A 22,667-nucleotide genomic window follows, 5' to 3' on the forward strand; every position below is an offset into this window, starting at 1 on the left:
CCCCGAACTCGCCCCGCTGTCACGCCCCTTACCGGACGTGCGAGGTCAGTTCGCCGTGGGTGAACCGCCGTTCACGGCGTCCTCCGCGATGCGTTCGTGGTGGCGGATGACCTCGCCGATGATGAAATTCAGGAACTTCTCAGCGAACGCCGGGTCCAGCTTGGCGCTTTCGGCCAGCGCGCGCAGGCGTTCGATCTGGCGGGCCTCGCGGGCCGGGTCGGCGGGCGGCAGCCGGTGGGTGGCCTTGAGGACACCGACCTGCTGGGTGGCCTTGAAGCGTTCGGCGAGCATGTGGACGACGGCGGCGTCGATGTTGTCGATGCTGTCGCGCAGCCGGGCGAGTTCCTCGCGCACGGCGGGGTCGACGTCACCGGTTCCGTTGGTGCTGGTGGTCATGGGCGACAACCCTACGTGGAGCCCGGCCACTCGATCACCGGGACTATGTGGCGTGCGGCCACTCGATGATCGGTGGGTCGGCCGGATCGGGGACCTGGTCGCTCCAGCCGCCGGGGACGGTTCGGCCCTGCTGGGCGCGGAAGCGGACGGGGGGCATGCCGACGCGGCGGGTGAACAGGCGGCTGAAATAGGCGGGATCGTCGTAGCCGACGCGGCGGGCGACGGCGGCGACGGGGAGTTCGGTGGCGGCCAGGAGTTCCTTGGCGCGGCCCAGGCGGATGCCGAGGAGGTAGTCCTTGGGGCTGCATCCGGCGCCCTGGCGGACGGCGGTGCGCAGGGCGGCGGGGCTCATGCCGGGCCGGGCCGCGTGGTCGGCGACGGTGAGCGGCAGGCAGGCGTCGCGGGCGAGGGCCTGGAGGACGGGGTCGCCGTCGGGGGCGAGGTCGGCGCGGGCGCGGCGCAGGGCGACCAGGAGTTCGTGGACGGCGGCGCCGGTCTCCACCTCCAGGAGGGGGTTGCCGCGGCGTGCGGCGCGGGCCATGCGCCCGATGACCGCGCGGGGTCCCGTCGCGTCCGAGAGGGGCACCACGGGCCGCTCCGGCTCGATGTAGCCGAGTTCGGTGTACGTCGTCGTCGCGGGTCCGGTGAAGTCGACGAACCCCTCGTCCCAGCCGCCGCCGGGGTCGGGCGCGTAGTGGTGCGGCACGCCGGGGGTGAGCCACAGCAGCGCGGGCGCGGTGACGGTGGTGCGGCGGCCGTCGGGGGTCAGGTACCAGCCGCCGCCCGCGCTGATCACGACGGCGACGTGGTGGTCGAGGGTGCGGGGGCCGACGGTGGGCAGGGCGCCGTACTGGAGGCCTACGCCGAGGCAGGCGAGTCCGAGGCGGTGGTGGGCGGGTGTGGGCGTGAAGAAACGCATCCAGGTGTGGTACATCGGCACCCCCTCACGCGGTGTTCGGTCCAAGTAGCGGTGATCTTTGTCCATGGACGTGATCGCCGCCAAGGGGCGAGAGTCGTCGGCATGAGTGAGTTCACCGTGGGCGACAGGGACTTTCTGCTGGACGGGCGGCCGGTGCGGCTGCTGTCCGGGGCACTGCACTACTTCCGGGTGCACGAGGCGAGCTGGGGGCACCGGCTGGCGATGCTGCGGGCGATGGGCCTCAACTGCGTGGAGACGTACGTCCCGTGGAACCTGCACGAGCCGGCGCCGGGCGACTTCCGGGACGTCCAGGCGCTGGGCCGGTTCCTGGACGCGGCGCGGGAGGCGGGCCTGTGGGCGATCGTGCGCCCGGGGCCGTACATCTGCGCGGAGTGGGAGAACGGCGGGCTGCCGCACTGGCTGACGGGAGAACTGGGGGCACGCGCGCGTACGCGTGACGCACGCTTCCTGGGCCACCTGGAGCGCTGGTTCCGTCACCTGCTGCCGGAGATCGTGTCCCGCCAGTTCGACCGCGGCGGCCCGGTGATCATGGTGCAGATCGAGAACGAGTACGGGAGTTACGGCTCCGACGCGGTGTATCTGCGGCGCGTGGAGGAGTTGTTGCGCGACCAGGGTGTCACCGTCCCGCTGTTCACCTCGGACGGTCCCGAGGACTTCATGCTGAGCGGCGGCTCGGTCCCCGGTGTCCTCGCGACGGTGAATTTCGGGTCCCACGCGCGCGAGGCCTTCGAGACACTGCGCGGGCACCAGCCCGATGGGCCGCTGATGTGCATGGAGTTCTGGTGCGGCTGGTTCGACCACTGGGGCGGCGAGCACGTCGTCCGCGATGCCGGGGACGCGGCGGGAGCCCTGCGGGAGATCCTGGAGTGCGGCGCGTCGGTCAACCTCTACATGGCGCACGGCGGCACCAACTTCGCCGGCTGGGCGGGCGCCAACCGGGGCGGCGGCGCCCTGCACGAGGGCCCCTTGGAGCCCGATGTGACGTCGTACGACTACGACGCCCCGATCGACGAGTACGGGCGCCCCACGGACAAGTTCTGGCGCTTCCGCGAGGTGCTCGCCGCGTACGCGGACGGCCCGCTGCCCGAACTCCCGCCCGCACCGGCGGTGTTGGGCCGCCCGGCCGAGGTGGACCTGACGGGCTGGGCGTCCCTGGCCGACGTGCTGGAGGCACGCGGCGGCCCGGAGACGGAGGGGCCCGTGCCGCCGACCTTCGAGGAACTGGACGTGGACCGCGGGATCGTCCGCTACGAAGTGACCGTTCCGGGACCGCGCGCGCCCTATCCGCTCACCGCGCGCGGGCTGCGGGACCTCGCGGTGGTGTACGTCGACGGGGAGCGGGCCGGGGTCCTCATGGAGGGCGACGAGCAGCTCAAGGAGCCCGTCGCCGGGCACGCGTGTGTGCAGCTGTGGGTGGAGTCCCTGGGGAGGGTCAATTACGGGCCGCGGCTCGGGGAGGCGAAGGGGATCACCGGGGGGCTGCTGCACGAGCGGCAGTATCTGCACGACGTACGCGCGCGTGGGCTGCGTCTCGACTCGCTGGACTCACTGGACGACGTCGAGGGGGTTCCGCTGCGGGAACTGCCCCCGGACGGCTCCCCCGGGCTGTACCGCGGCACCGTCGAGGTGCGCGGCGCCGGGGACGCGCTGCTCGAACTGCCGGGCTGGACACGGGGGTTCGTGTGGGTCAACGGGTTCAGTCTGGGGCGGTACTGGTCGGCCGGTCCGCAACGGGAGCTGTACGTCCCCGGTGCCGTCCTGCGGGAGGACGTGAACGAGGTGTGGGTGCTGGAGCTTCAAGAGGCGCCGGTCCCTTCGGAGTTCGCCCTCACGCTGCGAAGCCTCTGAAGGGTCTGCAGAAGGCCGAGGGATCATGAAGGGTCTGTAGAAGGCTGCGGGATCATCGGGCGACGGGGGCGGACCCGATCTCGACGACCCGCGCCCAGTCGGGCGGTGTGTCCGGCACATAGTCGGGGTCGTCCTCGGCGTACTCCCCGGTCTCGTAGCGGCGCGGGAAGAGCCCGACCACCGTCCGGCAGGGCGGCCGGGTGTCCGGCCAGTCGGTCTGGCCGTCGGTGAGGACCACGACCGCGTCGGGCCGGGGCTGGGTGCGCAGCGCCTTGGCGAAGCCGGTGCGCAGGTCCGTGCCGCCGCCGCCCAGCAGCTCGATGCCCTCGGCGCGGCACAGCGGTTGCGCGACCCGGGCCGCCGCGTCGCACGGCACCACGGTGACCAGGTCGCGGCGGCCGCCCACGGCCCGTGCGATCGCGGCGACTTCGAGGAGCGCGCTGCCCAGCTCGGCGTCGCTGACCGACCCGGAGGTGTCGATGACCACGCACACCCGGGGCGGCCGGCGACGCAGGCTCGGCAGCACGATGCCGGGCAGCGACACCGAGCGGCGCGAGGGCCTGCCGTAGGTGTAGTCCTCGCCGGCGCCGGGCGCGGAGACCGCCGAGCGGATCGCCGCGCCGAGCAACTGCCGCCAGGGCTGCGGCGGATGGAACGCCTCCTCCGCCCACCGCCGCCACCCGCTGGGGGCGCTCCCGGGGCGGCCGGTGATGCCCTGCGCCACCCGGAAGCGGACGGCGTCGCGCTGCTGCTCACTGAGTCCGTGCGCGCCGTCCGCGCCCAGGTCCCACTCCCGGTCGAGCCCGTCGGCACCGCTGCCGCAGTCCAGCCAGGCCAGGTCCTGGGTGCGCGGCCCGAGTCGGAACCAGCGCAGGTAGTCCTCCATGAGGTTCCCCGCGGGCAGTCCCAACAGCCCCGGCTGGACGGCACCCTCGGGGGTGACCAGGCCGTCGCCGAACGCGTCGTCGTTGATCTCGAAGTCGGCGGCGATGTTCATCCGCAGCCGCTCCCCCGGGCCGGTCAGTCCGCGCTCGCGGGCGACGCGGTCGCTGCGTCCGTGGTGGTCGCGGAGGAGGTGCGAGACCTCGTGGACCCAGACGCCGGCCAGGTCCTCGACGGACATCCGGTCCACGAAACCCGGCGAGACGTAGCAGCGCCAGTGCCGGTCGACGGCCATCGTCGGCACGTGCCGCGACTCGACCGTGTGGAGCGCGAAGAGGGCCGTGGCGAGATAGGGGCGGACGCGGGCCGCGTAGAGGCGGGCGGCGAAGAGCTTGTCGACGTCGAGAGCGCCCGCCCCCGTGGCCACGGACGTGTTCATCGGCCCCCCTTCGCGGCCGTGGCGGCGCGGTCCGCCCGCTGCGACAGCGAGACCACTCCGGCGAGTCGCTCGATCGAGGCGGGCACGTCCCAGTCCTCGCGGCGCAGCGAGGCGAGGGTGGTCGCGGGGACGACGACCAGGTCCGGGGCGCCGGTCTCCAGCGCCCGGACCAGCAGCGCCCACGCCGCGTCCCAGCGGGCCCGGTCGGGACGGTTGCGGACCGCGGCCACCACACCGTCGAGCACGGCCTGCCGCAGATCCCCGCGCGCGGGCAGCTCACCGGCCGTCGGATCGGCGAGGAAGATCTCGGGGTCGGGAAGGTCCATCCGGTCCACACTCGCGAGCAGTTCCAGCCCGGGACCGTCCCCCACCGTGCCCCTGACCAGGAGGGACAGCACCTCCCGCGAGGAACCGGCCGCCGTGGCGAACGCGATCAGGCTCATCGCCATCTCCCAGCTCCGGGGCGACGGCCAGGCGCCCCCGCGCCGCGTCTCGTTGCCGGGCAGCTGGTGGACGAGCTTGGGCCGCCCGGTGAGCAGCCCGCACACCGCTCGGCGCGCGAAGTCCACGGCCTCGGGCAGCTTCTCCGGGTCGAGCGTCGGCAGGGTCGCCCGCGGCCAGGTCCCACCGAGTCCGCGTACGACGACCTCGTGATCGTGCGTCCATTGCAGGTGCACGAAGCGGTTCGCCAGCGGCGGGCTCAGCTCCCAGCCGTCGGCCGCCGAGGACCGCGGGTTGGCGGCCGCCACGATCCGCACCCCCGGCGGCAGCCGCAGCGCGCCGATCCGCCGCTCCAGCACCAGCCGCAGCAGCGCGGCCTGCACGGCCGGCGGCGCCGTGGACAACTCGTCCAGGAACAACAGCCCCCGGCCCGCCCGCACAAGCCGTACGGCCCAGTCCGGCGGGGCCATCGGGACGCCCTGCTCGGCCGGATCGTCGCCCACGACGGGCAGCCCGGAGAAGTCGGACGGCTCGTGCACGCTGGCGATCACTGTGGTCAACGGCAGGTCCAGGGCGGCGGCGAGCTGCGTCAGGGCGGCCGTCTTGCCGATACCGGGCTCGCCCCACAGCAGCACGGGGAGGTCGGCGGCGACGGCCAGGGTCAGGGCCTCCAGCTGGGTGTCGGGGCGGGGTTCGGTGGTGGTGTCGCGCAGGAGGGTCAACAGGTCGTCGGCGACGTCGAGTTGGGCGGGTGAAGGGATGGGGTCGGCGGGGTTGAGGGCGGCGTACAGGGTGCGTGTGGGCATATGGGGTCACCTTTGGGGTTGGGGTGGGTGTGGGTGAACTCGCTTGAATGGCCGGTTGGTTGAGGGCAGGGCTGCGAGCGCCCTGTGCGGTCAGCGGCCGGTGGTGCGGCGGGGGCGGAGCTTCTGGGCGTGTGGAAGTCCCGGGAAGAAGTGGCCGGATCGGGGTCCGGGTCCGGTCAGGCCCGCCCTGAACAGCCCGTAAGCGAGCCGCCGTTCGGCCGCCGCCCGCAGTTCGTCCCGCAGCGCGCCGCCGCGCAGCACCGCGTCAGGACCGAGCAGTCCTTCTACGACGGCCAGCGCGCCGGCGGTGTCGCCGTGGATGAGGCGTTCGCGCACGCCGGTGAGGCAGTCCGGGTGGCGGTGGGCCTCGTCGATGGCCCGCAGACACGGCAGCGGGGTGCCGGTCAGCGCGACCAGCAGTTCCTCGCGCCGGATCTCGGCCGGATCGTGGTCCAGGGGGGCCAGTACGCCGTCGACCAGACCGATCCGGTGCTGGGCGCCCCGGCATTCGATCAGATGCGGATCCCTGGCCCGGTCCAACACCCGCGCGGAAGCGTGCGGTTGAGGCCGGGACCGATCCGGTACGAGTGCGGCGGCGACCAGCGGATGCAGCTGGCCGGCGTCGATCGCACCGGTGCGGAGGAGTTCCAGGTCGGGCAGGACCCAGGTGGCCGCGTCGGGGAGGACCGGTAGCGCGGTGGTGCTGGCGCTCGTAGACGCCGGTGCGATACGCAGGGTGTCCGCGACCGGGTCCAGGGTCAGCGCGAGCCGGTGCCGGGAGCCGAGCCGTACGACGACGGGACCGGGCGTCCGCCCCTCCGCGCGGAGCAGGATCGCCGCCTCGGCCGCCCATCGGTCGACGGCGCAGTGACGTCCCTCCAGCGCGGTCTCCGGCAGATCCGGGATCGGCGGAGGGTCATCGGAGCGTGGCCGATCGGCGCCGGACCGGACCCGCAGCTCACCGCTCCTCCCCGCGTCCCACAGATGCCGGTGCAGGTCGAGGCGGAACCAACGGCTGGGCCGGGGATGCGGATGCCGGCGGGCGTCGGCGTCGCGGCGCGTGCCGTCCCACAGCGCGAGGCTGACGCGCTGGCCGCCGTCCGCCCAGGCAGGCGGAGTGCGGACCACCAGGTGCGGCGGGCCGGTGGCGTCGTCCCCGTAGCGGGCCAGGGTGAGGGTCAGTCCCGGGCGCAGCAACCCGTCAGGGGCGATCCTCGGCAGATGCCAGCGGAGCAGGTCAGGGGCCAGTCGGCGGAGATCGGCGCGGACCCGGGCGGCCAGTTCCCGGCCGTGGGCGCGCGCTACGGACCGTAGATCGAGATCGAGGTCCACGCCCGCGGCGGCGCAGGCGCCCGCCCAGTCGCCGGCGTGCCGACGGGCCGTAGCGGTCTCGATCATGGAGGGCGGCACGGCGAACTCGCGCACGCGCAGCCAGAAGGAAAGCCGGGAATCCCCGATCGCGGTGTGAGGGAGCATCAGCACTCACCTTGCGCGGACGGGACCCCCATTCTGTGAACAGAGTGAGTCGTCATCGCCGGGAGCATAACCTTCCCGGCCGCGATCTGTCAGGCGGATTTCAGGGGCGTGCATTCGTGCGCACCGGCATAGAGTGGATGCGGGTTCAGGGCGTCTCTGGGGGTTGTGGACGTGGCGGACGACGGACCGGTCGAGCACGGCTACCCGCACCTCGATACGGTGCGGGACGCCATCACCGCGCTCTACAAGCGGTTGTCCTACGACACCGTCCAGACGTTCGCGACCAGCGTGGCCCCCGTCGACGTGGCGTTCGGCGACACGGACGACCTGCATCTGGGGGCGCAGCGGGTGGCCCGTGAGATGGTCCGGCACTACCGGCTCCCGGACGCCCGGCCGATCATCAGTTTCCGTGAGATGACCCATGCGGCGAACGTCGAACTCACTGCCGGGCCCGAGTACTTCATCGAGTTGAACGACCGGTTCCGCACGCATCGGCGGGACATCGGCGCGGCTCTCGCGCACGAGGTCATGCACGTCTATCTGCACCGCCTCGACCTGTCCTTCCCCGGCACCCGCGAGAACGAGATCCTCACGGACACGGCGGCGACGTACCTCGGCGCGGGGTGGCTGCTGCTGGACGCGTACCGGGAGGACTCGGCGTCCTCGCAGAAACTCGGCTATCTCACGCCGGAGGAGTTCGGGTACGTCCTCGCCAAGCGGGCCCTGGTCTTCGGCGAGGACCCCTCCGTGTGGTTCACCAGCCCGCAGGCCTACACGGCGTACGTCAAGGGCATGGCCCAGGCCCGGCGCGACGAACAGCAGCCCCCGTTGACCGCGGCTGGGTGGGCTGGGCGGCGCCGGTACGCCCACGACCGGCGGCACGCACCCCCGGGTTCTCGGTCAGGCGTGCCGTACGCCTTCAGCGGGGACCGGGGTGGCAGCTTGCGGGTGTCTTTCCCGTGCCCTACGTGTCATCAGCGCATCCGGGTGCCGGTGCGGGGGCGGGTACGGGCGAGGTGTTCTCTGTGCCGGACGGTGTTGGAGTGCGACACGTAGGTTGAAGTACCGGGTATGTTCCGGATGTTCACGCGGCAGGCGGTGTTGCTGTGAGCGCCCTTGGGGGCTCCGCCCCCGGGCCTATGCCCACCCACCGCCCGTGCGGGTCGGCTGAGAAGCGGGCCAAGAACCACCCTCTCCACCTACGCCCCGTAAACCGCCCCCGGCACCCCCGCCTCCCCCAACAACTTCAGCACCGTCTCCCCCACCTCCCCCACCCCCCACCGCGCCCCCTTGTCCACACCGGGCCCCGCCCGCCATCCCTCCATGACAGTGATCCGCCCGCCCTCGGCCTCGAACACCCGCCCGGTGACCCCGGCCCCCTCCCCGGACCCCAGCCACACCACCAACGGCGACACGTTCTCCGGCGCCATCTCATCGAACCCGGAGCCGGGCGCGGCCATGGTCTCGGCGAAGGTGTGTTCCGTCATGCGGGTCCGTGCCGCGGGGGCGATCGCGTTGACCTGGACTCCGTAGCGGGCGAGTTCGGCCGCCGCGACCAGGGTCAGGCCGATGATGCCGGCCTTGGCGGCGCTGTAGTTGCCCTGTCCGACAGAGCCCAACAGCCCTGCTCCGCTGCTGGTGTTGATGATCCGGGCGTCCGGAGTACGGCCGGCTTTCGTCTCCGCGCGCCAGTGGGCGGCGGCGTGTTTCAGGGGCAGGAAGTGCCCCTTCAGATGGACGCGCATCACCGCGTCCCAGTCGTCCTCGTCGAGATTGACGAGCATCCGGTCGCGCAGGTAACCCGCGTTGTTGACAAGGGTGTCGAGCCGGCCGTAGGTCTCCAGTGCGGTCGCCACCAGGGACGCGGCGCCGGCGGCCGTGGCGATGTCGCCGCCGTGGGCGACCGCCTCGCCGCCCGCCGCGCGGATCTCGGCGACGACCTGCGCGGCCGGGCTGTCGGGGTCCGGGGTGCCGTCGAGGCCGACGCCGAGGTCGTTGACGACGACCCGGGCGCCCTCGGCGGCGAAGGCGAGGGCGTGGGCGCGGCCGAGCCCCCGCCCCGCGCCGGTGACGACGACGACCCGCCCGGCACAGATTCCGCTCATCTCGCGTCTCCTTCCATCTCGATCACCCTTCAACTCGCTTCCCCTTGTTGGCAGTTGCCGCGTCCAGGAACGCCGGCCGCTCCCCGCCCCCGTGGACCAGAAGGCTCGCCCCGCTGATGTAGGCGGCGGCGTCGGAGGCGAGGAAGACCGCTGCCGCGCCGATGTCGGAGGGGTCGGCCAGGCGGCCGAGCGGGACGGTTCGGGAGACGGCGGCGATGGCGTCCTCGCCGCCGTAGTGGAGGTGGGACAGCTCCGTGCGGACCATGCCGACGACGAGCGTGTTGACGCGGATGTCCGGCGCCCATTCCACCGCCATCGAACGGGCCAGGTTCTCAAGACCGGCCTTGGCCGCCCCGTACGCCGCCGAACCGGGCGAGGGGCGGCTGCCGCTGACGCTGCCGATCATCACGACCGAGCCCTTGGCGCGCTTGAGGTGCTCGTACGCGGCGAGGGACGCGGTGAGCGGGGCGAGGAGGTTCAACTCGATGATCCGCGCGTGGCGTTCGGCCTCCGCGTCGACGAGGGGGCGGTACGGCGCGCCGCCCGCGTTGTTGACGAGCACGTCGAGCCGGGGCAGCGCGGCGAAGAACTCCCGTACGGCGTCCGGGTCGCGCAGGTCGAGGGGCCGGAACTCGGTTCCCTTGACCGGGCCTTCGGGCGGTCTGCGCGCGCAGGTCAGCACCTCGGCACCGGCGTCGACGAAGGCCCGTGCGATACCGGCGCCGACGCCTCGGGTGCCGCCGGTGACGAGGACCGTTCTTCCGTCGAGTGACTGGTCGCGCGAGTTGTCCACAGGGTGCTTGTCCACAGGGCCTCCCGCTCGGATTGTCCGGCTGCTAGCTTCGAAGCCTCGCACCTAACAAATGTTTGGTGGAAAGGTAGCTGATGCGTCCATGGGTGTCTCCACCTCAACCTCGACAAAGGCGATTTCCGTGGTCACGGTCGACTACCCGCCGGTGAACGCGCTGCCGGTGGACGGCTGGTTCGCCCTGGCCGACGCCGTGCGCGCGGCCGGGCGCGACCCCGACGTCCGCTGTGTGGTGCTGGCGGCCGAGGGTCGGGGCTTCAACGCGGGCGTGGACATCAAGGAGATACAGGCGCGGGGCCAGTCGGCCCTGGTCGGGGTCAACCGGGGCTGTTTCGAGGCCTTCGCGGCGGTCTACGAGTGCGAGGTGCCGGTCGTCGCGGCCGTGCAGGGGTTCTGTCTGGGCGGGGGCATCGGTCTGGTCGGCAACGCGGACGTGATCGTGGCGAGCGAGGACGCCACCTTCGGCCTGCCCGAGCTGGACCGGGGCGCACTGGGCGCCGCCACGCATCTGGCCCGGCTGGTCCCCCAGCACCTGATGCGCGCCCTGTACTACACCTCGCGCACGGCGACGGCGGCCGAGCTGCACGCGCACGGCTCGGTGTGGCGGGTCGTACCGCGCGCCGAACTCCTGCCCGCCGCACTGGAGTTGGCGGCCGAGATAGCCGCCAAGGACGGCGAGCTGATCCGCCTCGCCAAGTCCGCGATCAACGGCATCGACCCCGTCGACGTCCGCCGCAGCTACCGCTTCGAACAGGGCTTCACCTTCGAGGCCAACGTCAGCGGGGTCGCCGACCGGGTCCGCGACACCTTCGGCACGTCGGACAGAGAGGAGGCCTAGGTGAGCGACAAGACGATGACGGCCGACGAGGTCGTCTCCCGGCTGCACAGCGGCATGACCCTCGGCATCGGCGGCTGGGGCTCGCGCCGCAAACCCATGGCTCTGGTACGGGCGTTGCTCCGCTCGGACCTCACCGACCTCACCGTCGTCTCCTACGGCGGCCCGGACGTCGGCATGCTCGCGGCGGCCGGCCGTATCCGCAAGCTGGTGGCCGCGTTCGTCACGCTCGACTCGGTCCCCCTCGAACCGCACTACCGCGCGGCACGCGAGAGCGGAGCGTTCGAGCTGACGGAGGTCGACGAGGCGATGTTCATGTGGGGCCTGCGCGCCGCCGCGAACCGGCTGCCGTTCCTGCCCGTGCGCGCGGGCATCGGCTCGGACGTCATGCGGGTCAACCCCGGCCTGCGGACGGTCACTTCGCCGTACGAGGACGGGGAGACGTTCGTCGCGATGCCCGCCCTGCGGCTGGACGCGGCCCTGGTCCACGTCAACCGCGCCGACCGGTTGGGCAACGGCCAGTACCTGGGCCCGGATCCCTACTTCGACGACCTGTTCTGCGAGGCGGCGGACACGGCCTATGTCTCCTGCGAACGGATCGTGGACACCGCCGAGTTGACGAAGGAGGCCCCGCCGCAGTCCCTGCTCGTCAAGCGGCTGAACGTGACCGGGGTCGTCGAGGCCCCCGGCGGCGCCCACTTCACGTCGTGCGCTCCCGACTACGGCAGGGACGAGGACGTCCAGCGGCTGTACGCGACGACACCCTGGGCGGAGTTCTCGGAGCGCTTCCTGGCCGGTGACGAACAGGCCTACGAGTCGGCGGTGCGGAACTGGCAGGAGGAGCAAGGGTGATGGACGTACTGCGCGGGGACGTACGGCGTTCCGAGTACTGCGTGATCGCCTGCGCGGAGGCGTGGCGCGACGCCGGGGAGATCCTGGCCAGCCCGATGGGGTTCATCCCGTCCGTCGGCGCACGGCTGGCCCGGCTCACCTTCGCGCCGGATCTCCTGCTCACCGACGGCGAGGCGATGCTCGTCCGCCCGGACGGGACGCCGGAGGGCTGGTTGCCGTACCGGCAGCATCTGGCCCTGGTGTCCGGTGGGCGGCGGCACGTGATGATGGGCGCGAGCCAGATCGACCGGTACGGCAACCAGAACATCTCGTGCGTCGGTGACTGGGCGCGGCCGAAGCGGCAGTTGCTCGGGGTGCGCGGGGCATCGGTCAACACGCTGAACAATCCGACGAGTTACTGGGTACCCCGGCACTCGCCCCGGGTGTTCGTGGAGAAGGTCGACATGGTGTGCGGGGTGGGGTACGACCGGGTCGCCGAGCACCCGGGGACGGCCCGCTTCCACCGCATCCCCCGGGTCGTATCCGACCTCGGTGTCTTCGACTTCGCGACCCCCGACCACTCGATGCGGCTGGCCTCGCTGCATCCGGGGGTGAGTGTGGAGCAGGTCCGGGAGGCTACGGGGTTCGAGCTGGCCGTCCCGGACGAGGTGCCGTCGACCCGCGAACCCACCCCGGACGAGTTACGGCTGATCCGTGAGGTGATCGACCCGGCCGACACCCGGCTCAGAGAAGTGAGTTCGTGATGGAGACCGCGCTGACCCGGCTGGTCGGGGTCCGGCATCCGATCGTGCAGACGGGCATGGGGTGGGTGGCGGGACCGCGTCTGGTGTCGGCCACGGCGAACGCGGGCGCGCTGGGCGTCCTCGCCTCCGCGACCATGACGACCGACCGGCTCCGGGACGCGGTCCGCGAGGTCAAGTCCCGTACGCGGGAGCCGTTCGGGGTGAATCTGCGCGCGGACGCGACCGACGCCGGCGACCGGGTGCGGATCATCATCGAGGAGGGCGTACGGGTCGCGTCCTTCGCGCTCGCGCCGTCCGCCGAGCTGATCGCCGAGTTAAAGGAGGCGGGGGTGGTCGTGATCCCCTCGATCGGGGCGCGGCGGCATGCGGAGAAGGTCGCGGCGTGGGGGGCGGACGCGGTGATCGTGCAGGGCGGGGAGGGCGGCGGGCACACCGGGGAGGTGGCGACGACGGTGTTGTTGCCGCAGGTCGTGGACGCGGTGGACATACCGGTCATCGCGGCCGGCGGTTTCTTCGACGGGCGGGGGCTGGTCGCGGCGCTGGCCTACGGGGCGGCGGGCGTCGCCATGGGCACCCGGTTCCTCCTCACCTCGGACTCGACGGTCCCGGACGCGGTGAAGGCGGCGTATCTGGCGGCGACGGTCAAGGACGTCACGGTCACGCGGGCGGTCGACGGCCTCCCCCACCGCATGCTCCGCACGGAACTGGTCGACGCCCTGGAGATCTCCGGCCGTACGAGAACCCTGCTCCAGGCGATACGCCGGGCGGCGGGCTTCCGCCGGCTGTCCGGTCTGACCTGGCGGCGCATGATCCGCGACGGCCTCGCCATGAAGCACGGCAAGGAGCTGACCTGGAGCCAGGTGCTGCTGGCCGCGAACACGCCGATGCTGCTGAAGGCGTCGATGGTGGACGGGCGCACGGATCTGGGGGTGATGGCGTCCGGGCAGGTCGCCGGGGTGATCGAGGATCTGCCGTCGTGTGCGGAGTTGGTCGCACGGGTGATGAAGCAGGCCGAGGAGGTGCTGTGGACGCTGGTGCGGGCCGACTCCTGAACCGCCTTTGAACCGCCCGGCCCGATCAGAGCCGTTCGATGATCGTCACGTTGGCCTGGCCGCCGCCCTCGCACATGGTCTGGAGGCCGAACCGGCCGCCGGTGCGCTCCAGTTCGTGCAGGAGGGTGGTCATGAGCTTGACGCCGGTCGCGCCGAGCGGGTGGCCGAGGGCGATCGCGCCGCCGTTGACGTTGACCTTCTCGGGGTCCGCGCCCGTCTCCTTCAGCCAGGCCAGGACGACGGGCGCGAAGGCCTCGTTGATCTCGACGAGGTCGATGGCGTCGATGGAGAGGCCGGTCTTCTTCAGGGCGTGGGCGGTGGCCGGGATGGGGGCCGAGAGCATGCGGATCGGATCCTCGCCCCGGACGGAGAGGTGGTGGACGCGGGCGCGGGGCGTCAACCCGTGCTCCCGCACCGCCCGTTCCGAGGCGAGCAGCATCGCCGCCGCGCCGTCGGAGACCTGGGAGGAGCACGCGGCGGTGATGGTGCCGCCGTCGACGACCGGTTTAAGGCCGGCCATCTTCTCCAGGGAGGTGTCCCGGCGAGGGCCCTCGTCGACCGCGACCGCGCCGTAGGCCACCGTCTCCCGTTCGAAGCGCCCCTCGTCGATCGCGCGCAGGGCCCGCCGGTGCGAGCGGAGGGCGAACTCCTCCTGGTCCTGCCTGCTGATCCCCCACTTCGCGGCGATCATCTCGGCCCCGGCGAACTGGTTCACCGGCCGTGTCCCGTACCGCGCGCGCCAGCCCTCGCTGCCCGCGAAGGGGCCGTCGGTGAGGCCGAGCGGTTCGGCGGCCTGGCGGGAGGCGAAGGCGATGGGGATGAGGGACATGTTCTGCACGCCGCCCGCGACGACGAGGTCCTGGGTGCCGGACAGGACGCCCTGCGCCGCGAAGTGCACGGCCTGCTGCGAGGACCCGCACTGCCGGTCCACCGTCACGCCCGGCACCTCCTCGGGCAGCCCGGCTGCCAGCCAGGCGGTCCGCGCGATGTCCCCGGCCTGCGGCCCCACCGCGTCCAGGCACCCGAAGACGACGTCCTCGACGGCGGCGGGATCGATCCCCGAGCGCGCGACCAGTTCCTTGAGCACATGCGCCCCGAGGTCGGCGGGATGCACCCCGCTCAGCCCTCCCCCGCGCCGCCCGACGGGCGTACGGACCGCTTCGACGATATAGGCCTCGGCCATGTCAACTCCCCATACAGACCTGTGAGTTATGTGCGTACGGCGATCCCGTCGAGGACCATCGACAGGTACTGCCGGGCGATCTCCTCGGCGCTGTGCTGTCCCCCCGGCCGGTACCAGGACGCGGCGACCCACACCGTGTCCCGGACGAACCGGTAGGTGAGCCGGACGTCGAGGTCGGCCCGGAAGACCTGGGCGGCGACCCCGCGCTCCAGCGTGGACAGCCACGCCTTCTCGAACTTGCGCTGCGACTCGGCGAGGAACGCGAACCGCTCCTGCGCGACCAGGTGCTTGCTCTCCTTCTGGTAGATCGCGACGGCGGCGCGGTGCCGGTCGATCTCCCGGAAGGACTCGGTGACCAGGGCCTCCAGCGTCTCGCGCGGATCCAACTCGGCGTCCAGGACGGTGTCGTAGCCGCCCCACAGCTCGTCGAGGAAGGTGCGCAGGATCTCCTCCAGCATCGATTCCTTGGAGTCGAAGTGGTAGTAGAGGCTGCCCGCGAGCATGCCCGCGTGGTCGGCGATCTTCCGTACGGTGGTGGCGTTGTACCCCTGCTCGGCGAAGACCTCGGCCGCCGTGTCGAGGAGTTCACGACGGCGGGCCGGAGCGGCGGTCACCGGGGGCTTCTTCTTGGTCGGCACGGACCCATTGTCGTGCCCCGGCCCCGGCCTCTCGCGCGACCCCTTGTCCGCACTCTCGCGCCGCTACGCATGCTGGCTGCTCACGGAGACGACCTCGCCGGTCATGTACGAGGAGTAGTCCGAGGCCAGGAACACGATCACGTTGGCCACCTCCCAGGGCTCCGCGTACCGCCCGAAGGCCTCGCGCGCGGTGAGTTCGGCCAGCAGCTCCGGTGTCGTCACCTTCACCAGGTGCGGGTGCATGGCGAGGCTCGGCGAGACCGCGTTGATCCGCACTCCGTACGCGGCGGCCTCGATCGCCGCGCACCGGGTCAGCGCCATCACGCCCGCCTTGGCCGCCGCGTAGTGCGCCTGTCCGGCCTGGGCGCGCCAGCCGACGACGGAGGCGTTGTTGACGATCACCCCGCCGCCGCTCCCGCGCATCGCGCGCAGGGCCGCCCGGGTGCACCGGAACGTGCCGTTCAAGGTCACGTCCAGCACCTTCGACCACTGCTCCTCGGTCATGTCGACGAGGTCCGAAGTGCCGCCCAGGCCCGCGTTGTTGACGACGACATCGAGACGTCCGTGCGTGGCGACGGCCGCGTCGAACAACCCCTGCACCTGCGCCTCGTCGGTGACATCGCACGGCAGCGCGGCGACCGACTCCGCGCCGAACTCCCCGGCCAGCTCGGCCTCGTACTCCTTCAGCCGCCGCGCATGCGCATCGCTGATGAGCACGCGCGCGCCCTCTTCCAGGAAGCGGCGCGCGGTGGCCCCGCCGATGCCCGCGCCCGCGGCGGCGGTGACGACGGCGGTGCGCCCCTTCAGCAGCCCGTGCCCGGGGACGTGTGCCGGACTCTCGACGCCTGTCATGGGCCCACGCTAACCTACCAAACACTTGTTAGGGAAGGATGGTTGGCGATGGACCTCGACTTCACTCCCGCCGAGGAGGCGTTCCGTGCCGAGGCCCGCAGCTGGCTGCGCGCACACGTGCCGACCGAGCCCCTCCCGTCCCTCGAAACCGAGGCCGGCTTCGCCGCGCACCGCGCCTGGGAGGGCCAACTCGCCGCGGACCGTTGGTCGGTGGTGTCCTGGCCGGAGGAGTACGGCGGCCGGGGCGTGGACATCGTGCGGTGGCTGGTCTTCGAGGAGGAGTACTACGCGGCGGGCGCGCCGGGCCGGGTCGGCCAGAACGGCGTCAACCTGCTCGCCCCGACCCTCTTCGACCACGGCACACGGGAGCAACGCGCGCGCGTGCTGCCCTCGATGGCGACCGGCGAGGTGGTGTGGGCGCAGGCGTGGTCGGAACCGGAGGCGGGTTCGGACCTGGCGTCGCTGACCTCACGGGCCGTACGCACCGGCGGGGGCTGGCTGCTGAGCGGCCAGAAGACGTGGTCGTCGCGCGCGGCCTTCGCGGACCGCGCGTTCGGCCTGTTCCGCAGCGAGTTGGACACCCCGAAGCCCCATCAGGGCCTGACCTACCTGATGTTCGACCTGCGCGCGCCCGGCGTCACGGTCCGCCCGATCGGCCGCCTGGACGGAAAACCGGCCTTCGCGGAGCTGTTCCTGGACGAGGTGTTCGTCCCCGACGAGGACGTGATCGGCGAGCCGGGCCAGGGCTGGCGGGTCGCCATGTCGACCGCCGGCAACGAACGCGGCCTCACCCTCCGCTCCCCCGGCCGCTTCCTCGCCGCCGCCGAGCGCCTCCTCAACCTCTGGCGGGCACAAGGCAGTTCGCCAGAGCTACGGGACCAGGTGGCCGACGCCGTGATCGGCGCCCGCGCCTACCAGCTCTTCACCTACGCCAACGCCTCCCGTTTCCTCGACGGCGAGTCCATCGGCCCGGAGTCCAGCCTGAACAAGGTCTTCTGGTCCGAGTACGACATCGCGCTGCACGAGACGGCCCTCGAACTGCTGGGTGAGGAGGGCGAGTTGGCGGACACCGACTGGGCCGAGGGTTATGTCTTCTCGCTCGCGGGCCCCATCTACGCCGGTACGAACGAGATCCAGCGCGACATCATCGCCGAGCGCCTGCTCGGCCTGCCGAACGGCCGTCGCTGATGCGCTTCCTCCTCGACCCCGAACAGCGGGCGTTCGCCGACTCGTTGAACGCGATGCTGACGGCCGCGGACACTCCGTCGGTCGTACGGTCCTGGAGCCGCGGCGAGCACGCGAGCGGGCGCGCGTTGTGGCGCCGTATCGCCGGGGCGGGGGTGTTCGCACTGGCGGTGCCGGAGGCGTACGAGGGGCTGGGACCCCGGCCGGTCGAACTCGCCGTGGCGTTCGTGGAGTTGGGGCGGCACGCGGTTCCGGGGCCGCTGGTCGAGACGGTCGCGGCGGCGACGCTGCTGGCCGCCCTGGACGACTCCGCCCCGGCCAAGCGGCTGTTGCCCGCACTGGCCTCCGGCGAGTCGACGGCAACGCTGGCGACGGGGCGGTACGCACTGGATGCGGACATCGCGGACGTACGGCTGACGACCCGGGCGGCACGGGACCCGATGGGACAGGCCGCGGCAGAGACGGTCGTAGAAGCTGAGGCGGCGGACCAATCGGCGTTCGGAGGAGACACGTCCGCATCCGGAGGAGACCGGTCGGCGCCCAGAGAAGGCGCGTCGGCGTCCGAGGCAGGCGGGTCGGCGGGGCCGCGGCTCGCCTCCCCGCCTTGCGACGCACTCCTGCCCGATGACGCACCTCCGGCGGCCGAGTTGCGGCTCGGGCCCCCGCCCGGCCACGCCCCCTCGGCGGGCGAGCCCTGCGCGTCCCTCGACCCCGCCCGCCGCCTCTTCCCCACCCCCACCGGCGGTGAACTCCTCGCTGTCGGACCGCAGGTGACCGCTGCCGTCACCCACGCCCTCACCTGGGCCCGCCTCGCCACCGCCGCCCAAGCCCTCGGTGTCGGGCTCGCGTTGCTCGACAGGACCGTCGCCTACGTCAAGCAGCGGACCCAATTCGGGGTGCCCGTCGGCTCGTTCCAGGCGGTCAAGCATCAACTGGCCGATGCGAAGATCGCGTTGGAGTTCGCACGCCCGATGGTCTTCGGTGCCGCGCTCACCATGACGGAGTCGGACGTGGCCGCGGCCAAGGTCACGGCGTGCGAGGCGGCGTACAGAACCGCCCGTACGGCGCTTCAACTGCACGGTGCGATCGGTTACACCGCGGAGTACGACCTGTCCCTGTGGCTGACCAAGGCCCGTGCCCTGCGCGCGAGTTGGGGCAGCTCGGGTGAATGCCGGGCCGCCGTGCTCAATGGCTTCAGTGGTGGTGGTCGCCGCTCGTGAGTTCCTTGTACTCCTCCGGCGTCGGCTTGGGGATGTGGGTCTCGGGTCCGAACATCGCCTTGGCGAGCCGGGCCCGTACCCGCTGTCCGCCCTTGACCTGCCGCTCGACGCCGTTCGCGTCGACGAGCGGGCCGATCGCGTACGGCGGTTCCTGTTCGTGCTGGGTGAGCCTGAACCGCTCGTCCGGGGTGAGGGGTTCGTGGACCTCGACGTACTCGCCGTGCGGCAGCATCTTGATGAGGCCGGACTCGCGGCCGTGCAACACCTTGTCCCGGTCGCGGCGTTGGAGTCCCATGCAGACCCGTTTGGTGACGATGAAGGCGGCCACCGGCATCACGAAGAACGAGATCCGCACGAACCAGGTGATCGTGTTGATCGAGAGATTGAGATGCGTGGCCACCACGTCGTTGCCGCCGCCGATCAGCAGCACCGCGTACAGGCTCAGCCAGGCCACCCCGAGGCCGGTGCGTACGGGCATGTTGCGCGGCCGGTCCAGGATGTGGTGTTCGCGTTTGTCGCCGGTGATCCAGGCCTCGATGAAGGGGTAGGCGCCGATGGCGGCGAGGATCAGCGGGAAGAGCGTGAAGGGGATGAAGACGCCCAACTCCAGTGTGTGGCCCCAGGCGTTGAGCTCCCATCCCGGCATCACCCGGATCAGCCCCTCGGAGAAGCCGAGATACCAGTCGGGCTGGGCACCGGTCGTCACCAGGTCCGGCCGGTACGGTCCGAAGGCCCACACGGGGTTGATGCTGGCGATCCCGCCCATGATCGCGAGGACGCCGAAGACGAGAAAGAAGAAGCCGCCCGCCTTGGCCATGTAGACCGGCAGGAACGGCATGCCGACCACGGACTTCTGGTTGTGTCCGGGCCCGGGATACATGGTGTGCTTGTGGTAGAAGACCAGGATCAGGTGCGCGACCACCAGGCCCAGCATGATCCCCGGCAGCAGCAGGACATGGACCGGGAAGAGCCGCGAGATGATGTCGTGGCCCGGGAACTCCCCGCCGAACAGGAACATCGACATGTACGTGCCGACGATCGGCACGGACAGGATCGCGCCGTCCGCGAAGCGGATGCCGGTGCCGGACAGCAGGTCGTCGGGGAGCGAGTAGCCGGTCAGCCCGGTGATGATGCCGAGGAACAACAGGGTCCAGCCGAACACCCAGTTGATCTCGCGCGGTTTGCGGAACGCGCCGGTGAAGAACACCCGCATCATGTGGATGAGCATGCCTGCGATGAAGACGACGGCCGCCCAGTGGTGGATCTGCCGGATCAGCAGCCCGCCGCGCACGTCGAAGCTGATGTCGAGGGTGGACTCGAACGCCCGGGTCATCGGGATGCCGTTCAACGGCGCGTACGAGCCGTGGTAGATGACCTCGACGCCGCTCGGTTCGAAGAACAGGGTGAGATAGACGCCGGTGAGGATCAGGATGAGGAAGCTGTAGAGGCAGATCTCGCCCAGCATGAAGGACCAGTGGTCCGGGAAGACCTTGCGCATATTGGACTTGGCGATCGCGTACAGCCCGAGCCGTCCGTCCGCCCAGTCGGCGAGCTTCTCCCCTTTGCCGGCCTCGCCCGGCCGTGCACCGCCCGCCGTGCCGTTCACCGTTCGTGCGCCGTCCATACGTTCGTCGCCCTCCCCGTCCGGATCACCCCACAGGGTGTCACGAGGTCCGGGCTAAGCCAACGGTGCGTCAGCGGGCAATGGCAGCCCGATCACGGCGGTGCGACCCCGCGCGTGCAGCACCGCCTCCTCATCGCCCAACTGCACGGCGTCGTACGGCCCGAGAGCCGTTCCGGCCACCTCGGCGGTCCCGTCGAGCGCCACCACCAGGGTGCCCGCGCGCAGGGGCAGCCGCCCTCGGACCACGGCGACCGTGGGGGCCGTAGAACCCGCCGTAGAAGCTGCCGTAGGACCCGCGCCTCGGCGCCACATGACGTTGAGGTTGACGACCGGCCCGTCCAGCAACCGGCAGTCGGTCGGTACGTCGCCTCTGAAGTCCCGTGGAACGTAACGGGTGTTGACCAGCCACCGTTCGCCGCCCACCGTCAGATCCATGCCCGCGCCCGCGACGACGGTCAGGGTGCGGTCGACCTCCGGGAAGGCCGAGAACGGCCCGTCCGCCGCGACCTCGGCGAGGCTCACCCGCCACGCGAAGTCGTCCATGCCCGCGTCCTCGGGCCAGGCGGCGATCTCCCGCGTCACACCGCCACCGTTCCTCCAGGGCACGGCGGTTCGGGCCGAGGCGGGCAGGAACCGGATCACTGGACGATCCCCTGCTCCTGGGCGGCCGCGAGCCACTGCGGGAACTCGCCCATCAGCCGGTCGTACAGCTCGTCGTCGGACATCTTCCGGGGATCCGAACCGGCCGGGAAGAAACCGGCGTTGTCGATCACCCGCTTCTGCGGCACCGCCAACTCGTCCAGCCTGCGCAGGAATTCGAACTGCTTGCTCCGCGCCTTGCCGAATCCGACGAACTGCCAGAACAGCGGAAGCCTCGCCGCCTTGCACAAGTACCGTTCCGCGGCTGCCCTGTTGCTGGGGCCGCCGTCGGTCTGGAAGACGACGAAGGCCGGGTCCTTCGCGCCGCTGTCGAGGTAGTGGTCGATGACGGCGTCCATGGCCAGGTGGTAGCTGGTCAGCCCCATGTGCCCGAGCCCGGAGACGATCCGCTCGATCCGCCCTTGGTGGTCGTCGAGGGCGATGTCCGTGACGGCGTCGATGTCCGTCGAGAAGAAGACGACCGGCACGGTCCCGTCGTCGTCCAGGTGCGCCGACAGCCCGAGCACCCGGTCCGCGAGCGCCTGCACACTGCCGTTCTTGTAATACGGCCTCATGGAGCCCGAGTAGTCGACCACGAGATAGACGGCCGCCCGCTGCCCGTCCAGCCCGTGCTTGCGCAGCGAGACCCCGGCGCTCTTGTACAGGCTGACCAGCGCGGGCGCGGTCTCCTCGACCTTGCTGAGCGAGATCGCGGCCACAGGGGCTCCCTTCGGATCACGGCGAAAAGGCCGAGATTACGCCACTCCGGTGCCGCGAGAGCAATGTCCCCCCAACCCCGGAATAAGGGACGTAACCACACCTACGCTGGGCCCATGAAACGCGCCGGCGTCCTGATGCTCGCCGCCGTACCCGTCGTCCTCGCGGCGACGGCCTACGGCTCCTCGTCCACCGCCCACGACGACCCGCGGCCCGGGGCGCCCTCGGCGGCGACCCAGCGCAGAGCACCCGAGGGTCTGGCCGCGCCGGCCATGAAGAACCTCGCCCAGGAGCTGGTGGCCAGCGCCGAGAACTCCACCCTCGACTGGCACAGCGCGTACGCCTACATCCAGGACATCGGCGACGGACAGGGGTACACCGCGGGCATCATCGGTTTCTGCACCGGCACCCACGACCTGCTCGTCCTGGTCGAGCACTACACCGCGGCCCACCCGGACAACGGCCTCGCCCGCTACCTCCCCGCCCTGCGCAAGATCGACGGCACGGACTCCCACGAGGGCCTGGACCCGGGCTTCCCGGCCGCCTGGCGCGCCGAGGCGAAGGTCCCGGCCTTCCAGGCGGCGCAGGACGCGGAGCGCGACCGCATCTACTTCGACCCGGCGGTCAGCGCCGCCAAGCGCGACGGCCTGGGCCCGCTCGGCCAGTTCATCTACTACGACGCGATCGTCTTCCACGGCCCGGGCACGGACGGCTTCTACGGCATCCGGGAGCGCGCGACGCGGCGGGCCGAGCCCCCTGCCGAAGGCGGCTCCGAGGAGGCCTACTTGAGCGCCTTCCTCGACGTCCGCCGCGCCACCATGCGGGCCGAGCACCCCGGCATCGACACCACCCGCATCGACACGGCCCAGCGGAAGTTCCTGGAGGAGGGGAACCTGGAGCTGCGGACGCCGTTGGTGTGGAAGGTGTACGGGGAGACGTACAAGGTGCCGTAGAGAAGCGGGAGTCGGTCCCGGACATGCGGCGGC

At 71.6% G+C, this 22,667-nt stretch carries 22 protein-coding genes; 9 read left to right on the forward strand and 13 right to left on the reverse strand.

The window, feature by feature from the left end; genetic code table 11:
• Positions 1 to 45 precede the first annotated feature (45 nt).
• Both ACGFY9_RS08915 and ACGFY9_RS08920 read right to left on the reverse strand, forming a co-directional pair.
• A complete protein-coding gene (locus ACGFY9_RS08915; protein ID WP_033286773.1) occupies positions 46 to 396 on the reverse strand; it encodes a chorismate mutase in 351 nt (116 codons plus the stop codon).
• A 43-nt stretch (positions 397 to 439) separates the two neighbouring features.
• On the reverse strand, positions 440 to 1,330 hold the full coding sequence (locus ACGFY9_RS08920) for a helix-turn-helix domain-containing protein (protein WP_393753376.1): 891 nt from the start codon (positions 1,328 to 1,330) through the stop codon (positions 440 to 442).
• A gap of 87 nt (positions 1,331 to 1,417) precedes the next feature.
• Here ACGFY9_RS08920 and ACGFY9_RS08925 point away from each other — a divergent pair, with 87 nt between their 5' ends.
• Complete coding sequence (locus ACGFY9_RS08925; protein ID WP_393753051.1) at positions 1,418 to 3,184, forward strand: beta-galactosidase family protein; 1,767 nt, start codon at positions 1,418 to 1,420, stop codon at positions 3,182 to 3,184.
• A 52-nt stretch (positions 3,185 to 3,236) separates the two neighbouring features.
• On the opposite strand, the gene ACGFY9_RS08930 is transcribed toward ACGFY9_RS08925, so the two are convergent.
• The 3 genes from ACGFY9_RS08930 to ACGFY9_RS08940 form a co-directional block, all read right to left on the reverse strand.
• The gene (locus ACGFY9_RS08930) at positions 3,237 to 4,505 is read right to left on the reverse strand and encodes a VWA-like domain-containing protein (RefSeq protein ID WP_393753052.1); all 1,269 of its coding nucleotides are present in this window, start codon (positions 4,503 to 4,505) and stop codon (positions 3,237 to 3,239) included.
• Positions 4,502 to 5,752: an AAA family ATPase gene (locus tag ACGFY9_RS08935; RefSeq protein WP_393753053.1), complete on the reverse strand. Its 1,251-nt coding sequence runs from the start codon at positions 5,750 to 5,752 to the stop codon at positions 4,502 to 4,504. Before ACGFY9_RS08935 ends, ACGFY9_RS08930 begins: the two co-directional genes overlap by 4 nt.
• A 90-nt stretch (positions 5,753 to 5,842) precedes the next feature.
• A complete protein-coding gene (locus ACGFY9_RS08940) occupies positions 5,843 to 7,228 on the reverse strand; it encodes a hypothetical protein (RefSeq protein ID WP_393753054.1) in 1,386 nt (461 codons plus the stop codon).
• A 171-nt stretch (positions 7,229 to 7,399) separates the two neighbouring features.
• Between ACGFY9_RS08940 and ACGFY9_RS08945 the strand changes: the two genes are divergently transcribed.
• Positions 7,400 to 8,284, forward strand: a complete 885-nt coding sequence (locus tag ACGFY9_RS08945; RefSeq protein WP_393753055.1) for a hypothetical protein — start codon at positions 7,400 to 7,402, stop codon at positions 8,282 to 8,284.
• A 143-nt stretch (positions 8,285 to 8,427) separates the two neighbouring features.
• On the opposite strand, the gene ACGFY9_RS08950 is transcribed toward ACGFY9_RS08945, so the two are convergent.
• Both ACGFY9_RS08950 and ACGFY9_RS08955 read right to left on the reverse strand, forming a co-directional pair.
• Positions 8,428 to 9,333 carry an SDR family oxidoreductase gene (locus tag ACGFY9_RS08950; protein WP_393753056.1) on the reverse strand — a complete coding sequence of 302 codons (906 nt, stop codon included), beginning with the start codon at positions 9,331 to 9,333 and terminating at the stop codon, positions 8,428 to 8,430.
• A 22-nt stretch (positions 9,334 to 9,355) separates the two neighbouring features.
• Positions 9,356 to 10,141, reverse strand: coding sequence for an SDR family oxidoreductase (locus ACGFY9_RS08955; protein WP_393753057.1), 786 nt, complete (start codon positions 10,139 to 10,141; stop codon positions 9,356 to 9,358).
• 85 nt (positions 10,142 to 10,226) lie between these two features.
• Here ACGFY9_RS08955 and ACGFY9_RS08960 point away from each other — a divergent pair, with 85 nt between their 5' ends.
• From ACGFY9_RS08960 to ACGFY9_RS08975, 4 genes are read left to right on the forward strand one after another with little or no spacing between them, the layout of a single operon-like run.
• On the forward strand, positions 10,227 to 10,979 hold the full coding sequence (locus ACGFY9_RS08960) for an enoyl-CoA hydratase family protein (RefSeq protein ID WP_393753058.1): 753 nt from the start codon (positions 10,227 to 10,229) through the stop codon (positions 10,977 to 10,979).
• Positions 10,980 to 11,828: a CoA transferase subunit A gene (locus ACGFY9_RS08965; protein WP_393753059.1), complete on the forward strand. Its 849-nt coding sequence runs from the start codon at positions 10,980 to 10,982 to the stop codon at positions 11,826 to 11,828.
• The gene (locus ACGFY9_RS08970) at positions 11,828 to 12,571 is read left to right on the forward strand and encodes a CoA-transferase subunit beta (RefSeq protein ID WP_393753060.1); all 744 of its coding nucleotides are present in this window, start codon (positions 11,828 to 11,830) and stop codon (positions 12,569 to 12,571) included. The genes ACGFY9_RS08965 and ACGFY9_RS08970 overlap by 1 nt, the downstream gene beginning before the upstream one ends.
• Complete coding sequence (locus tag ACGFY9_RS08975; protein WP_393753061.1) at positions 12,571 to 13,623, forward strand: NAD(P)H-dependent flavin oxidoreductase; 1,053 nt, start codon at positions 12,571 to 12,573, stop codon at positions 13,621 to 13,623. The genes ACGFY9_RS08970 and ACGFY9_RS08975 overlap by 1 nt, the downstream gene beginning before the upstream one ends.
• 25 nt (positions 13,624 to 13,648) lie before the next feature.
• On the opposite strand, the gene ACGFY9_RS08980 is transcribed toward ACGFY9_RS08975, so the two are convergent.
• The 3 genes from ACGFY9_RS08980 to ACGFY9_RS08990 all read right to left on the reverse strand — a co-directional run bounded on the left by ACGFY9_RS08980 (position 13,649) and on the right by ACGFY9_RS08990 (position 16,296).
• Complete coding sequence (locus ACGFY9_RS08980) at positions 13,649 to 14,806, reverse strand: acetyl-CoA C-acetyltransferase (RefSeq protein ID WP_393753062.1); 1,158 nt, start codon at positions 14,804 to 14,806, stop codon at positions 13,649 to 13,651.
• A 26-nt stretch (positions 14,807 to 14,832) separates the two neighbouring features.
• Positions 14,833 to 15,444 (reverse strand): TetR/AcrR family transcriptional regulator, encoded by a 612-nt coding sequence (locus ACGFY9_RS08985; protein WP_393753063.1) that lies wholly within the window; start codon positions 15,442 to 15,444, stop codon positions 14,833 to 14,835.
• Between the two features lie 63 nt (positions 15,445 to 15,507).
• Positions 15,508 to 16,296 carry an SDR family oxidoreductase gene (locus ACGFY9_RS08990; RefSeq protein WP_393753064.1) on the reverse strand — a complete coding sequence of 263 codons (789 nt, stop codon included), beginning with the start codon at positions 16,294 to 16,296 and terminating at the stop codon, positions 15,508 to 15,510.
• Between the two features lie 48 nt (positions 16,297 to 16,344).
• On the opposite strand from ACGFY9_RS08990, the gene ACGFY9_RS08995 reads away from it, so the two are divergent.
• Both ACGFY9_RS08995 and ACGFY9_RS09000 read left to right on the forward strand, forming a co-directional pair.
• Positions 16,345 to 17,484 carry an acyl-CoA dehydrogenase family protein gene (locus tag ACGFY9_RS08995; protein WP_393753065.1) on the forward strand — a complete coding sequence of 380 codons (1,140 nt, stop codon included), beginning with the start codon at positions 16,345 to 16,347 and terminating at the stop codon, positions 17,482 to 17,484.
• Positions 17,484 to 18,701 (forward strand): acyl-CoA dehydrogenase family protein, encoded by a 1,218-nt coding sequence (locus ACGFY9_RS09000; RefSeq protein WP_393753066.1) that lies wholly within the window; start codon positions 17,484 to 17,486, stop codon positions 18,699 to 18,701. The genes ACGFY9_RS08995 and ACGFY9_RS09000 overlap by 1 nt, the downstream gene beginning before the upstream one ends.
• Here ACGFY9_RS09000 and ACGFY9_RS09005 read toward each other — a convergent pair.
• The 3 genes from ACGFY9_RS09005 to ACGFY9_RS09015 are packed head-to-tail and all read right to left on the reverse strand — an operon-like array spanning position 18,676 to position 21,683.
• Positions 18,676 to 20,325: a cytochrome bc complex cytochrome b subunit gene (locus ACGFY9_RS09005; protein WP_393753067.1), complete on the reverse strand. Its 1,650-nt coding sequence runs from the start codon at positions 20,323 to 20,325 to the stop codon at positions 18,676 to 18,678. The genes ACGFY9_RS09000 and ACGFY9_RS09005 overlap by 26 nt on opposite strands.
• Before the next feature lie 54 nt (positions 20,326 to 20,379).
• The gene (locus tag ACGFY9_RS09010; RefSeq protein ID WP_393753068.1) at positions 20,380 to 20,967 is read right to left on the reverse strand and encodes a HutD family protein; all 588 of its coding nucleotides are present in this window, start codon (positions 20,965 to 20,967) and stop codon (positions 20,380 to 20,382) included.
• Entirely contained in the window at positions 20,964 to 21,683 is a 720-nt protein-coding gene (locus ACGFY9_RS09015) for a vWA domain-containing protein (RefSeq protein WP_393753069.1), read from the reverse strand. The genes ACGFY9_RS09010 and ACGFY9_RS09015 overlap by 4 nt, the downstream gene beginning before the upstream one ends.
• A gap of 114 nt (positions 21,684 to 21,797) precedes the next feature.
• On the opposite strand from ACGFY9_RS09015, the gene ACGFY9_RS09020 reads away from it, so the two are divergent.
• On the forward strand, positions 21,798 to 22,634 hold the full coding sequence (locus ACGFY9_RS09020) for a chitosanase (protein ID WP_393753070.1): 837 nt from the start codon (positions 21,798 to 21,800) through the stop codon (positions 22,632 to 22,634).
• The last annotated feature ends 33 nt before the right edge of the window (positions 22,635 to 22,667 follow it).

Origin of the sequence: Streptomyces sp. NPDC048504 (genome assembly GCF_043200035.1) — a bacterium.
Taxonomy (GTDB): Bacteria; Actinomycetota; Actinomycetes; order Streptomycetales; family Streptomycetaceae; genus Streptomyces.

Coding starts and splice junctions, on each gene's coding strand:
- ACGFY9_RS08915 (WP_033286773.1), bottom strand. CDS start 396: ATGACCACCAGCACCAACGGAACCGGTGACGTCGACCCCGCCGTGCGC.
- ACGFY9_RS08920 (WP_393753376.1), bottom strand. CDS start 1,330: ATGTACCACACCTGGATGCGTTTCTTCACGCCCACACCCGCCCACCAC.
- ACGFY9_RS08925 (WP_393753051.1), top strand. CDS start 1,418: ATGAGTGAGTTCACCGTGGGCGACAGGGACTTTCTGCTGGACGGGCGG.
- ACGFY9_RS08930 (WP_393753052.1), bottom strand. CDS start 4,505: ATGAACACGTCCGTGGCCACGGGGGCGGGCGCTCTCGACGTCGACAAG.
- ACGFY9_RS08935 (WP_393753053.1), bottom strand. CDS start 5,752: ATGCCCACACGCACCCTGTACGCCGCCCTCAACCCCGCCGACCCCATC.
- ACGFY9_RS08940 (WP_393753054.1), bottom strand. CDS start 7,228: ATGCTCCCTCACACCGCGATCGGGGATTCCCGGCTTTCCTTCTGGCTG.
- ACGFY9_RS08950 (WP_393753056.1), bottom strand. CDS start 9,333: ATGAGCGGAATCTGTGCCGGGCGGGTCGTCGTCGTCACCGGCGCGGGG.
- ACGFY9_RS08960 (WP_393753058.1), top strand. CDS start 10,227: ATGGGTGTCTCCACCTCAACCTCGACAAAGGCGATTTCCGTGGTCACG.
- ACGFY9_RS08970 (WP_393753060.1), top strand. CDS start 11,828: ATGGACGTACTGCGCGGGGACGTACGGCGTTCCGAGTACTGCGTGATC.
- ACGFY9_RS08975 (WP_393753061.1), top strand. CDS start 12,571: ATGGAGACCGCGCTGACCCGGCTGGTCGGGGTCCGGCATCCGATCGTG.
- ACGFY9_RS08980 (WP_393753062.1), bottom strand. CDS start 14,806: ATGGCCGAGGCCTATATCGTCGAAGCGGTCCGTACGCCCGTCGGGCGG.
- ACGFY9_RS08990 (WP_393753064.1), bottom strand. CDS start 16,296: ATGACAGGCGTCGAGAGTCCGGCACACGTCCCCGGGCACGGGCTGCTG.
- ACGFY9_RS08995 (WP_393753065.1), top strand. CDS start 16,345: ATGGACCTCGACTTCACTCCCGCCGAGGAGGCGTTCCGTGCCGAGGCC.
- ACGFY9_RS09000 (WP_393753066.1), top strand. CDS start 17,484: ATGCGCTTCCTCCTCGACCCCGAACAGCGGGCGTTCGCCGACTCGTTG.
- ACGFY9_RS09005 (WP_393753067.1), bottom strand. CDS start 20,325: ATGGACGGCGCACGAACGGTGAACGGCACGGCGGGCGGTGCACGGCCG.
- ACGFY9_RS09020 (WP_393753070.1), top strand. CDS start 21,798: ATGAAACGCGCCGGCGTCCTGATGCTCGCCGCCGTACCCGTCGTCCTC.